At 55.4% G+C, this 12,266-nt stretch carries 10 protein-coding genes; 9 read left to right on the top strand and 1 reads right to left on the bottom strand.

The window, feature by feature from the left end:
• Window positions 1-33 precede the first annotated feature (33 nt).
• The 9 genes from prfB (at window position 34) to argH (ending at window position 11,120) form a co-directional block, all read left to right on the top strand.
• Window positions 34-1,168 (top strand): peptide chain release factor 2 gene (prfB, locus tag MKZ07_RS20430; protein ID WP_341027312.1). Its coding sequence is split into 2 segments (ribosomal slippage): window positions 34-126 and window positions 128-1,168, totalling 1,134 coding nucleotides; the frame shifts between segments, so codons are not numbered across the junction.
• 73 nt (window positions 1,169-1,241) lie between these two features.
• Window positions 1,242-2,126, top strand: coding sequence for a YitT family protein (locus MKZ07_RS20425; RefSeq protein WP_036694686.1), 885 nt, complete (start codon window positions 1,242-1,244; stop codon window positions 2,124-2,126).
• A gap of 161 nt (window positions 2,127-2,287) precedes the next feature.
• Window positions 2,288-3,343: an N-acetyl-gamma-glutamyl-phosphate reductase gene (gene argC, locus MKZ07_RS20420; protein WP_445670292.1), complete on the top strand. Its 1,056-nt coding sequence runs from the start codon at window positions 2,288-2,290 to the stop codon at window positions 3,341-3,343.
• Between the two features lie 22 nt (window positions 3,344-3,365).
• A complete protein-coding gene (gene argJ, locus MKZ07_RS20415; RefSeq protein ID WP_341027310.1) occupies window positions 3,366-4,598 on the top strand; it encodes a bifunctional ornithine acetyltransferase/N-acetylglutamate synthase in 1,233 nt (410 codons plus the stop codon).
• A gap of 44 nt (window positions 4,599-4,642) precedes the next feature.
• Window positions 4,643-5,470, top strand: coding sequence for an acetylglutamate kinase (argB, locus tag MKZ07_RS20410; protein ID WP_341027308.1), 828 nt, complete (start codon window positions 4,643-4,645; stop codon window positions 5,468-5,470).
• A 75-nt stretch (window positions 5,471-5,545) separates the two neighbouring features.
• The gene (locus MKZ07_RS20405; RefSeq protein WP_341027306.1) at window positions 5,546-6,829 is read left to right on the top strand and encodes an acetylornithine transaminase; all 1,284 of its coding nucleotides are present in this window, start codon (window positions 5,546-5,548) and stop codon (window positions 6,827-6,829) included.
• Window positions 6,829-7,797 (top strand): ornithine carbamoyltransferase, encoded by a 969-nt coding sequence (gene argF / locus MKZ07_RS20400; protein WP_036694692.1) that lies wholly within the window; start codon window positions 6,829-6,831, stop codon window positions 7,795-7,797. The genes MKZ07_RS20405 and argF overlap by 1 nt, the downstream gene beginning before the upstream one ends.
• 585 nt (window positions 7,798-8,382) lie before the next feature.
• The gene (locus MKZ07_RS20395; protein ID WP_036694693.1) at window positions 8,383-9,618 is read left to right on the top strand and encodes an argininosuccinate synthase; all 1,236 of its coding nucleotides are present in this window, start codon (window positions 8,383-8,385) and stop codon (window positions 9,616-9,618) included.
• A gap of 86 nt (window positions 9,619-9,704) precedes the next feature.
• Complete coding sequence (argH, locus tag MKZ07_RS20390) at window positions 9,705-11,120, top strand: argininosuccinate lyase (protein ID WP_036694695.1); 1,416 nt, start codon at window positions 9,705-9,707, stop codon at window positions 11,118-11,120.
• A 269-nt stretch (window positions 11,121-11,389) separates the two neighbouring features.
• On the opposite strand, the gene MKZ07_RS20385 is transcribed toward argH, so the two are convergent.
• Window positions 11,390-12,175 (bottom strand): alpha/beta hydrolase, encoded by a 786-nt coding sequence (locus tag MKZ07_RS20385; protein WP_341027304.1) that lies wholly within the window; start codon window positions 12,173-12,175, stop codon window positions 11,390-11,392.
• Window positions 12,176-12,266 lie beyond the last annotated feature (91 nt).

Genomic DNA, 12,266 nt, shown 5'->3' with positions numbered 1-12,266 from the left:
CCCAAACCGACAGTCCCGGCGCAATATTCAATTATGAAAGGTGATGTGATCCAATTGATCGATCCTAATGTGAAGCAGGACCTGCGTGAAATGGGTAAGAAATTAACCAACCTTAGGGGGTCACTTTGACTTAGACCTGAAGCTGGAGATTATAGCGAACTTTGAAGAGAAGATGGCGGCACCCGGGTTCTGGGATGATTCTGATCAGGCGCAGAGCGTGATTGGCGAGATGAATGCCGTGAAGTCGGTGGTTGACCAATTCGAGAAGCTTCAGCAGGACTATGACGATGCTGCCATGATGGCGGAGCTGGCCGATGAGGAAGGCGACGATGCACTGGCCGATGAGATAGCCGGAACGATCCGCAGTATAAGTGCCAGAGTGGATGAGTTCGAGCTGCAGCTGCTGCTCAATCAGCCTTACGATAAGCTGAATGCCATTCTGGAGCTGCATCCGGGTGCAGGCGGTACCGAGTCCCAAGACTGGGGCCAGATGCTGCTGCGCATGTACACACGCTGGGCGGAGAAGCGGGGCTTCAAGGTAGACGTACTGGATTATCTGCCGGGGGATGAAGCGGGAATCAAGAGTGTAACTTTGTTAATTAAGGGCCACAATGTATATGGATACCTCAAGGCAGAGAAGGGCGTGCACCGGCTGGTGCGCATTTCGCCTTTTGACTCCTCAGGCAGACGGCATACCTCCTTCGTATCCTGCGATGTGGTACCGGAGATTGCGGACGACGTCGAGGTGGATATCCGTACGGAAGACCTGAAGATTGATACGTACCGGGCCAGCGGCGCGGGCGGTCAGCACATCAATACTACCGATTCGGCGGTGCGGATTACGCATATGCCAACCGGCGTGGTGGTCACCTGTCAGAATGAGCGTTCCCAGATCAAGAACCGGGAGCAGGCGATGAAGATGCTGCGTTCCAAGCTCTATGAGCGCAAAATTCAGGAGCAGCAGGCACATCTGGACGAGATCCGCGGAGAACAATCCGAGATTGCCTGGGGCAGCCAGATTCGTTCCTATGTGTTCCATCCGTACAGCATGGTGAAGGATCACCGCACCTCTGTAGAGACAGGCAACGTTGGAGCGGTAATGGACGGCGATCTGGACGGGTTCATTGACGGGTATCTGCGCAGCCAGATCAAGACGGAAGCTGAATAAACGTAACCCTATTCCTACGCGTCTTCGGAGGTGTAGGGATTTTTTTCTGAACATAAAGGAGCAGGCCATAACGATGCAAAAAATCAATTCACGCAACAAACCTCCGCTGATCCCCCTGAACGGGCCGCTGCGCCATACCGTGGATATTGCGCTAATTCTGATCGGCTCGCTGATCACAGGGCTGGCATTCAACCTGTTCTTCCTCCCGAACCGGATTGCATCCGGCGGGGTGTCGGGGCTGTCGGTACTGGCTGAGGCCTGGTTTGGGGCAGAGCCTGCTTTTACCCAGTGGGCGCTTAATATTCCGCTCTTCATTCTCGGCGTGATCTTCCTCGGCAAACAGTATGGCATCCGCTCTCTGCTGGGCAGCTTTGTGCTGCCGCTGTTTATTTTCCTGACGAAGGACGGACCTGTGCCGACCACGAATCCGCTCCTGGCCTCTATCTATGGAGGAATTGGTGTGGGCCTTGGCTTGGGACTCGTCTTCCGGGGGCGCGGCTCTACAGGCGGACTAACCATTGCAGCTCAGATTATTCAAAAGCTTACCGGCTTCAGCTTCTCACTGTCTGTCGTGCTGCTGGATGGTACGGTGATTACCTTGGCGGCTTTTGTGCTGGGGATGGAGCAGGCGATGTATGCACTGATCGGGCTGTTCGTCACCGGCAGGGTGATCAACGCGCTGGAGGTGGGCTTCAGCACCACGAAGGTGGCGTATATCATCTCGGATCAGACTGAGGACATCTCGCAGGCGATTCTGAATGATCTGGACCGCGGGCTGACCAAGCTGAATGCGCAAGGCGGCTATACCGGTGACAACCGTACGGTGCTGATGGTCGTCGTTGGCCAGAATGAGATTACCAGGCTGAAGGCGATTGTCCGCTCGGTGGACCCGGGCGCGTTTGTGATTATTACAGAGGCTCACGAAGTGCTGGGCGAAGGTTTCAAAAGAGAAGCGTAGGCTCCCTTAGGGGCTCTGCGCTTTTTCTTTTTGCAAATATAAGAATGTATAAACTTAACGCAACGTGTTGTATTTATATTAATTCGGTCGTATAATAATACATATTTGCAGAACGGTTCAAGTCAGGCGATAATGATAGAAATGAGAAACGGGAAGCGGGGATGACAGTGACAGGCAAGCTGAGAGCGGCAATTGTCGGATCAACAGGTTATGGGGGCGTGGAGCTGATCAGGCTGCTGCAGGGCCACCCTGATATAGAGATTACTTCAGTGATTTCCTCTTCGAGTGCGGGTACGCCGATTGAGGAAGGTTTTCCGCATTTAACGGGAGTGGTGCAGCGTAAGCTGGACGGTGTTGATGCAGCAGAGATTGCGAGCCGGGCGGATGTTGTATTCACTGCTACCCCTTCGGGAGTGAGCGCGAAGCTGGTGCCTGGGCTGCTGGATGCAGGTCTCAAGGTCGTCGATCTGTCCGGAGACTTCCGGCTGAGGGATGGCGCGGAGTATGAGCGGTGGTATAAACATCCGGCTCCTCCGGAAGCTTATCTGCAGCAGGCGGTATACGGTTTATGTGAGGTGTACGGCGAACGTGCGGCGGGAGTGAATTTTATCTCGAATCCGGGTTGTTATCCGACAGCTACGCTGCTGGGGCTGGTTCCGGCGCTTGCGGCAGGCTGGATCAAACCGGACAGCATCATTATTGATGCGAAATCGGGAGTGTCCGGGGCAGGGCGGGGAACGAGCCTGATGGTGCATTTTGCCGAGATCAATGAGAACTTCAAAGCCTACAAAATGAACAAACATCAACATATCCCGGAAATCGAGCAGGTGCTTACAGATATTGCTGGGGAAAAGGTCACGGTAACGTTCACTACGCATCTGGTCCCGATGACACGGGGGATTATGACTACGATGTATGCCGGACTGAATGGTGACCACAGCGAGCAGGATCTGGTGGAATTATACCGTAACTATTATGCAGGCAGGCCATATGTGCGGGTGCGTGAGCCCGGAGTGGTTCCGGCGACGAAGGAAGTCAGCGGATCGAATTATTGCGATATCGGCTTCGCCACAGACGCGCGTACCGGACGGGTTACCATTGTGTCGGTTATCGACAATATTGTTAAGGGCGCCGCAGGGCAAGCGATTCAGAACCTCAATTTGATGATGGGATGGGAGGAAACCCGCGGGCTTGGTTACACACCAGTGTATCCATAAGCGCAAGCGGTCAAACAATATCATGAGTGAGAAACCACTATATACCGTCGTAGAAGGCGGTAGCATCACTGCACCTAAGGGCTTCACCTCCGGCGGCCTGCACTGCGGGCTCAAAAAAACAGAGCGCAATGACCTTGCCGCGATTCTCTGTGAGGTGCCAGCAACGGCGGCTGCGGTGTATACGACCAATGTGTTTCAGGCGGCTCCGCTGAAGGTTACGCGGGAGAGTCTGGCGGATGGGACACTGCAGGCGGTTATCGTGAACAGCGGCAATGCCAATGCTTGTACAGGGGACCAGGGCGAGGCGGATGCCTATGAGATGCGTGCGGCTGCTGCCCGTTATTTGGGCGTGAATGAGCTGGATGTCGCTGTCGCCTCCACAGGCGTGATCGGGGAACTGCTGAAGATGGACTGTGTGCGCAGCGGGATTGCCGGATTGCCGGAGAAGATGGACGCTGGCGCTGCCGGTGCGGAGGAATTCAGCCAGGCGATTCTAACCACTGATCTGGTCAAAAAAGAAAGCTGTGTAAAAGTAACGGTAGGTGGTACAGAGGTTCTTATTGCCGGAGCAGCGAAGGGTTCCGGGATGATTCACCCGAACATGGCGACGATGCTGGGCTTCATGACCACTGATGTGCTCATTGACGGGGAGGATTTGCTCAGCCTGCTGCGCACAGCTACTAATTCTACTTTTAATATGATTACTGTCGATGGTGACACCAGTACGAATGATATGCTGGTCACGATGGCCAGCGGACTTGCCGGCAATGAGAAGCTGACACGTCTGCATGCGGACTGGGAGGCTTTTGCAGCGGCGTTCACCCATGTGTGCCAGAGTCTGGCCATGGCAATTGCCCGTGACGGTGAAGGGGCCACGAAGCTGATTGAGGTGCAGGTGAGCGGGGCGGTGCATGATGAGGCTGCGGCGGCGATTGCCAAGACCGTGGTCGGCTCAAGCCTGGTGAAGTCGGCGATCTTCGGCGCGGATGCCAACTGGGGGCGGATTATTGCGGCCGTAGGGCGCGCAGGCGTTCCGGTATCGCCGGAGCGGGTAGATATTAAGCTGGGTGAGATCGAGGTGCTGCGCGGCTCGCGTCCGGTGGCTTTTGATGAGGAGCAGGCACTGCATTATCTGCAAAAAAGCGATACCGTGCTGATCACGGTAACCTTGTCGGACGGCAGCGGGCAGGCTACAGCCTGGGGCTGTGACCTGACTTATGATTATGTGCGGATTAACGCGGCTTACCGCACGTAATCTGTGCAGAGGCGTGTAGAAGCTGGTACAGAGGGGGCAGGGAGATGACAGTAGAACCGATAGAGCCTCAGGCGCAGGCGGGGGCCGCCGGGCTGTTCGTAATGAAATGCGGGGGGAGTACGCTGGCGGCGCTGCCGGATTCGTTCTTCGAGGATTTGCGGGAGCTTCAGGTCAGCGGGACTCATCCTGTAATCGTGCATGGCGGCGGCCCGGCGATCTCCGGCAATCTGGAGAAGCTCGGCATTGAGAGCCGGTTCGTGAACGGCCTGCGGGTAACGACAGAAGAGGTGCTGGATGTGGTTGAGATGACTCTGTCCGGCAGCATCAACAAGGCGATTGTCCGCCGAATTCAGGCCAGCGGGGGGCAGGCACTCGGGTTGTCGGGCGTTGACGGCAACCTGATCCTCGCGCACCCGGTGGCCAATCACGATGAAGTGGGTCTGGTGGGTGAAGTGACCGGTGTTCGAGCGGAGATTGTGACGGGTATCCTCGCGATGGGCTATATTCCGGTTATCGCACCAGTGGGCGTAGATGGCGAAGGCCAGCGGTACAACATCAATGCGGATACCGCCGCCGGAGCGGTGGCTTCTTATATAGGGTCACCGAGCATGATCGTAGTTACGGATGTGCCGGGCATTATGCGGACGGTGGACGGGGAGAAGATCGTGCTTCCGTCCGTAACGGTGGCGCAGATCGAAGCGCTGATTGAGAATGGCGAGATCTACGGTGGAATGATTCCCAAGGTGCGTGCCGCGATGGACTGCATCCAGGGTCAGGTGTCCGAGGTTATTATTGTAGACGGCAAAGAGCCGCGAGTACTTAGCAAGGTGCTGAAGGGCGAAGCGCTGGGCACGCGGATTGTAAGAGCATAGATAGGCTGGAAGAATAACAGTATATTAGACGCGCTGACGGGAAGCCGCAGCAGCATGGTGGGAGAGTGACTAAGAATGAGTGAGCTTACGCAAACGGACAAGAATTCTTTGACAGGGGCGCCGCAGGAGCGTTCAGCAGGAACGAACGGACAGGGGGCCGCTCCTGCCAAGCTGAGTGCGGTATTCCCGTCGTATAGCAGATATGATATTAGTCTGGTCAAAGGCAAAGGCAGCTGGGTATGGGATGAGCAGGGTAACAAGTACCTGGACTTCATGTGCGGACTTGCGGTAACGAGTCTGGGCCATGCGCCGGAGAAGGTCGGTGCGAAGCTGAAGGAGCAGATTGATACGCTGTGGCATGTCTCGAACCTGTTCCACATTCCGGGCCAGGACCGGGTAGCTGCGCTGCTGACAGAGAATAGCTGTGCGGATCAGGTCTTCTTCTGCAACAGCGGAGCGGAAGCGAATGAAGCGGCCCTCAAGCTGGCGCGCCGGTATCATCAGAAGGTGCAGGGTGCAGACCGCTACGAGGTCATTACGTTCGAGCAGTCCTTCCATGGACGTACGCTGGCTACACTGACAGCCACTGGGCAGGCAAAGGTCAAGGAAGGCTTCCTGCCGCTTCCGGCGGGCTTCAAGACAGTGCCGCTGCATGATCTGGAGGCGCTGAAGGGCGCCATTACCGGGCATACGGCAGCGATCATGCTGGAGATGGTGCTGGCTGAGGGCGGTGTGCTTGAGGTACAGCAGGAGTTCCTGGATGCTGTTGTTACGCTGTGCAAGGAGCACGGGCTGCTGCTGATCGTGGACGAAGTGCAGACCGGCATGGGCCGTACAGGCAAGCTGTTTGCTCATCAGCATTACGGCATTGAGCCGGATATTTTCACCTTAGCCAAAGGGGTAGCGAGCGGCTTTCCGGCCGGTGTGATGCTCGGCAAAGGTTATCTGCGCGAGGCCTTCAGCCCGGGCAGCCACGCCAGTACCTTCGGCGGCACCCCGCTGGCGGCAGCGGTGATGGAAGCGACCATTGAGACCATGCTCGAAGACAAGCTGCCCGAGCGGGCGGCGGAGATGGGCGAGTACTTAACCGGACAACTGAGAGAGAAGCTTGCAGACACCTCCTTCGTGAAGGAGATTCGCGGCAAAGGCCTGCTGATCGGCATCGAGTGCCAAGAGCCGGTAGCCGAGATTGTACTTGCCGGACAGGAGCGCGGGCTACTGTTCGTTCAGGCTGGCCCGGATGTGATCCGGCTGCTGCCTAATCTGTATGTCAGCAAGGCCGAGATTGATCAGGCGGTAGACATCCTATCGGAACTAATTCATACTTATGCTAACAAAGTAAACGGGGAGGCAAATTGATGAGTCACGGTACACCAGGCGTAACAGATACGATTGCCGCACAGCTCAAAGGCCGTGATTTGCTGGAGCTGAATGATTACAGCCCGGAGGAAATCACGTATTTGATTGACCTCGCGATTGAGCTGAAGCGAAAAGCTAAGAACGGTGAGGTCTACCAGCCGCTGCTGGGGAAGACGATCGGGCTTATTTTCGAGAAATCCTCTACCCGTACCCGGGTGTCGTTCGAAGTGGGGATGTATCAGCTGGGCGGACATGCACTGTTCCTCAGCAAAAATGATATTCAGCTGGGCCGCGGCGAGACGGTTGGTGATACGGCCCAGGTCATGTCGCGTTATCTGGATGGTATCATGATCCGAACGTTCGGCCATGATAAATTGGAAGATTTGGCCCGGTATGCCTCAGTGCCTGTAATCAACGGCCTCAGCGATCTTGCGCATCCCTGCCAGGTGCTGGCAGACTATCAGACTGTATACGAGCACAAGGGTAAGCTGAAAGGCCTGAAGCTGGCGTACATCGGCGACGGCAACAATATGGCCCATTCTCTGCTGATCGGCGGAGCCAAGCTGGGTGTGCATGTCTCTATCGCTGGACCGGAAGGCTACGAGCCGGACGAGGCTGTCGTGGCCGAGGCGCGTGAGATCGCCAAGGAGACAGGCTCGGTCATCACTGTGACCCGCAGCCCGCAGGAGGCGGTCCAGGACGCAGATGTGATCTATACGGATGTCTGGGCGAGCATGGGCTTCGAGGCCGAGCAGCTGGCGCGTGAAGCAGCGTTCAAGGACTATCAGGTCAACGAAGAGTTGGTGAAAGGTGCGAAGAGCGATTATCTGTTCCTGCACTGCCTGCCGGCCCACCGGGAGGAAGAGGTCAGCACCGGCGTCATCGACGGTCCGAACTCTGTGATCTTCGATCAGGCGGAGAACCGCCTGCATGCTCAGAAGGCGCTTATGGCGGCTTTGATGGGTTAGATGTAGCGTGGGCGCTAATGTATGAAGTGAAGTGTCAATTTTAGCGAACATTTAGAGATAAGTGTATTCCATGCAATTAAAAACAGTGAGAAGCAAGGATTTCCTCCTCTAACTGTAGTCTGTACAACTAAATTTGCCCGAATGGGTGAGAATTCAGGTATAGAGGCATTTTAATTGCACGAACTACAGCTAAACGCATACTTTGCGTTATACCAGCCCATTTAGTTGTACAGTTTGCAATTAAGTCCGATCGCACCTTAATCAGGACACCGCTACCCCTAGCAAGGCGCTGGGTTAAAGTAATTTTAAATATATACACAACACATATATAAGATGAACTTAGGTACAGAGCGTTGGATTTCCGGTGCATTGCAGCGAAGTGAAAGTTTGGATTGTAGGAGCGCCAGCGTCCGCCTTTGTCTACGGATTTCAACCGCGAACAGCGGTATAAATCAAGAAATCTGTAGACAACAGCGGCCGGAAGTCCAAACATTTCATGCAGCTGCGTCCAAGCACCGGATGTCTATACGCAAAGCTTGAAGTTGATCTTATCACCCTCCACACCGAAAGGAAGCTAAACACCCCATGCCAAAAGAAAAAATTGTACTCGCCTATTCCGGCGGGCTGGATACCTCAGTCATTCTGAAGTGGCTGAAAGAAACGTATGATGCGGAGATTATTGCTTTTACAGCGGATATTGGTCAAAAGGAAGAATTGGACGGCCTGGAGGAAAAAGCACTCGCCACCGGCGCATCCAAAGTCTACATCGATGATCTGCGCGACGAGTTCGCGAATGACTTCATCTACCCGATGTTCCAGTCGGGCGCACTGTACGAAGGTCAATATCTGCTGGGCACGAGCATTGCCCGTCCGCTGATCGCCAAGCGCATGGTCGATATCGCCATCGCCGAAGGCGCAACAGCCATTGCCCATGGAGCTACAGGTAAAGGGAATGACCAGGTACGCTTCGAGCTGAACGCTGCTGCATTATCGCCGAGCATTAAGGTGATCGCGCCTTGGCGTCTGGAAGAGTTCCGCAACCAGTTCCCGGGCCGGGCCGAGATGATCGCTTACGCCGAAGCCAATGGTATTCCGGTACAAGCCTCTGCGGCCAAGCCGTATTCGATGGACCGCAATCTGCTGCATATCAGCTATGAGAGCGGCGTGCTGGAAGATCCGTGGTTCGATCCAAGCGCACCGGAGAACAAGGAAATGTTCCTGCTCTCCAATGCCCCAGAAGATGCTCCGGATGAAGCCGAGTACCTGGAGCTGGACTTTCTCAAGGGGGACTGCGTAGCGCTGAACGGCGAAGCGTTATCCCCGCTGCAAGTCATGGAGAAGCTCAATGAGCTGGGCGGCAAGCATGGGATTGGACGCGTGGATATGGTCGAGAACCGTTTTGTCGGCATGAAGAGCCGTGGCGTGTATGAGACTCCGGGCGGAACGATTCTGTTCACCGCTCACCGCAAAATGGAGTCCATCACCATGGACCGTGAAGTGATGAACCTGCGTGACAGCCTGATCACCCGTTACAGCACGCTGGTGTATAACGGCTTCTGGTTCGCACCGGAGCGGATTGCGATGCAGGCCCTGGTGAAGGAGAGCCAGAAGAACGTGACCGGTACGGTACGCGTGAAGCTCTACAAGGGGAACATCATCGGCGCCGGAGTCAAGAGTCCGGTCAGCCTGTACAACCCGGATATCGCCACCATGGAGGCAGATCCTACCCAGGCCTATGACCAGGGCGATGCGACCGGCTTCATCCGGCTGAATGCCTTGCGTCTGAAGGTATCGGCGGGCGTAGCAGAATCCAATAAGTAGCACTATATAAAAGCGGACACAAGAAGGCCGTTCCTCCCAACTGGACAGGGGCGGCCCTTCTAACGTCTATCAAGGAGGAACAACAGGTGAGTAAGCTGTGGGGCGGACGTTTTACCAAAGGGACGAACAAGCTGGTAGAGGAATATACGGCTTCTATCGAGTTCGATAAAGTGCTGGCGGAAGAGGATGTGCAGGGCAGTCTGGCGCATGTCACGATGCTGGGCAAATGCGGAATTCTGCCGCTTGAGGATGTCGAGACGATCAAGAACGGGCTCGCGAAGGTACTGGACAAGGTCCGTGCGGGGGAGATTGTGTTCTCGGTTGCTGACGAAGATATCCATATGAATATTGAAAAGAACCTGATCGAAGAGATCGGCCCGGTCGGCGGCAAGCTGCACACCGGACGCAGCCGCAACGATCAGGTGGCTACAGATATGCACCTCTACCTGCGTAATCGCGTGGTGGAGCTGGTAGCGCTGCTGCATGAGCTGCAGGGTGCACTGATCGGGCAGGCCAAGGATAACCTGGAGACCATCGTTCCAGGATATACCCATCTGCAGCGGGCACAGCCGATTCTGTTCGCGCATCATCTGCTGGCTTACGTGTCGATGTTCCGCCGTGATGCGGAGCGTCTGACGGACAGTTACAAGCGGATCAACGTGCTGCCGCTGGGTGCCGGGGCGCTGGCGGGAACGACATTCCCAATTGACCGCCACTTCGTAGCTGAGCAACTTGGTTTCGATAGTGTCTATGAGAACAGTCTGGATGCGGTCAGTGACCGCGACTTCATCGTGGAGTTCCTGGCGAATGCATCGCTGGTGATGACTCACCTGTCCCGGCTCAGCGAAGAGCTGGTACTCTGGAGCAGCACCGAATTCAGCTTCGTGGAGCTGGACGATGCTTTCTGCACCGGCAGCAGCATCATGCCGCAGAAGAAGAACCCGGATGTACCAGAACTGGTACGCGGCAAAACCGGCCGTGTCTACGGCAACCTGATCGGACTCCTGACCGTGCTGAAGTCGCTGCCGCTGGCCTATAACAAGGACATGCAGGAAGATAAGGAAGGCATGTTCGATACCGTTGCTACCCTTACAGGGGCCTTGCAGCTGTTCGCACCGATGATCTCCACCATGACGGTGAACAAGGCGCGGATGCGCGAAGCGGTGAATACCGACTTCTCCAACGCAACCGATATCGCCGACTTCCTGGTAGGCAAAGGTCTGCCGTTCCGTCAGGCGCATGAGGTGATCGGCAAGACCGTCCTGTATTGCATCAACGAGGGCAAGTTCCTGCTGGATCTGACGCTGGACGAATTCAAGCAGTTCTCGCCGCTGTTCGACGACCAGATCTATGCGGTGCTCCAACCGGAGGCCGTGGTGAACGCGCGTAATGTCTACGGCGGTACCGCCACGGTTCAGGTACAGGCCGCCATCGGGCGGGCCGAAGCGGACCTGACGGCTGCGGGTGAATGGGTGAAGCAGCATGGACATGCTGCGGAGTAAGCCTGGTAGAGCCTGAAGGCGAAACTAGAGGACAAGTGGAAACGGCATTGCCGTCCTTTTAAAGGACGGTACCGTTTCAGCGAGAAATAGAAGGATAAGTTATCGTGTGCAACATATAAATTCTTATATTTTAAACGAAAGACTGTCTCTACTCAGCATCGGTTAGATGCGGTAGGACAGTCTTTTTTTCGAGAGGTAATGTTATATTCTCCGCACCCTAGGTAGAAGCTTACGGAAATGATCCGTATCCGCTTACAATCTGGAAGATCCTACTTGCTTAGCGGCAGCCACTTCAGCACATCGCGGATCTTGGCATCCCAGTATCCCCACTCATGCTCGCCCGGCCCTTCCTCGTAGGTCAGAGACAGCTTGGTCTTGGAGCAGGCCTCACGGAAGACCAGATTGTCCTCATAGAGGAAATCTTCGGTTCCACAGCACTGATAGAGCAGCGGCTTCGGCCCTTTGGAGCGGTTCACTTCCTCAAGCAGCCAGAGCAGATCCTCCGGAGTGCCCGCAATGTCCTTGTCCCCAAAAATCTGCAAATAATCCTTGGTCTTCTGCGATGGATCTTCAAAGTTCAAGAAATTATTTGCCATATCAAGCGCTCCCGACAGACTTGCAGCAGCGGCCCACTCCTTCGGCTTGCGCAGTCCCAGCTTCATCGCCCCGTATCCGCCCATCGACAATCCCGCCACGAAGTTATCCTCGCGCTTGGCCGACAATGGGAAGAAGGAACGGGCCAGCGCCGGCAACTCCTCACTGATGAATGTCCAGTACTTGCCGCCCGCCTCCATATCCGTGTAGAAGCTGCGGTGGACCTGTGGCATAACAACAGCGATGCCCAGTTCCGCTACATAACGCTCTATTGAGGTCCGGCGCAGCCAGATCGAATCATCGTCAGACAGTCCGTGCAGCAGGTACAGGGTGGGGTGCAGGGTCCCTTTGGAGACATTGCTCATTCCGATCTGCGTAGTGGTCTGCTGCGGCAGAATGACAGTCATCGAAGTACTGAGCCCCAGCACCTCCGAATAAAATTTACATTCAATCAAAGCCATTTACGTATCCCCTTTCTGCCCACATGATAGCACAGCCCCTGCCTGATATAAACTGTAGATTTCTTCAGATTAATTGTCCGCAAGCATTGCT

Source organism: Paenibacillus sp. FSL P4-0338, from assembly GCF_038002365.1.
In the GTDB taxonomy this organism is placed as follows: Bacteria; Bacillota; Bacilli; order Paenibacillales; family Paenibacillaceae; genus Paenibacillus_AQ.
The sequence above is the reverse complement of the archived record's forward strand: the minus strand, read 5'-3'. Positions and strand labels throughout refer to the sequence as shown.

What these genes read in the sequence shown, in the direction of transcription:
- MKZ07_RS20425 (WP_036694686.1), top strand. Translation starts at nt 1,242, where the DNA reads ATGCAAAAAATCAATTCACGCAACAAACCTCCGCTGATCCCCCTGAAC.
- argC (WP_445670292.1), top strand. Translation starts at nt 2,288, where the DNA reads ATGACAGTGACAGGCAAGCTGAGAGCGGCAATTGTCGGATCAACAGGT.
- argJ (WP_341027310.1), top strand. Translation starts at nt 3,366, where the DNA reads ATGAGTGAGAAACCACTATATACCGTCGTAGAAGGCGGTAGCATCACT.
- argB (WP_341027308.1), top strand. Translation starts at nt 4,643, where the DNA reads ATGACAGTAGAACCGATAGAGCCTCAGGCGCAGGCGGGGGCCGCCGGG.
- MKZ07_RS20405 (WP_341027306.1), top strand. Translation starts at nt 5,546, where the DNA reads ATGAGTGAGCTTACGCAAACGGACAAGAATTCTTTGACAGGGGCGCCG.
- argF (WP_036694692.1), top strand. Translation starts at nt 6,829, where the DNA reads ATGAGTCACGGTACACCAGGCGTAACAGATACGATTGCCGCACAGCTC.
- MKZ07_RS20395 (WP_036694693.1), top strand. Translation starts at nt 8,383, where the DNA reads ATGCCAAAAGAAAAAATTGTACTCGCCTATTCCGGCGGGCTGGATACC.
- MKZ07_RS20385 (WP_341027304.1), bottom strand. Translation starts at nt 12,175, where the DNA reads ATGGCTTTGATTGAATGTAAATTTTATTCGGAGGTGCTGGGGCTCAGT.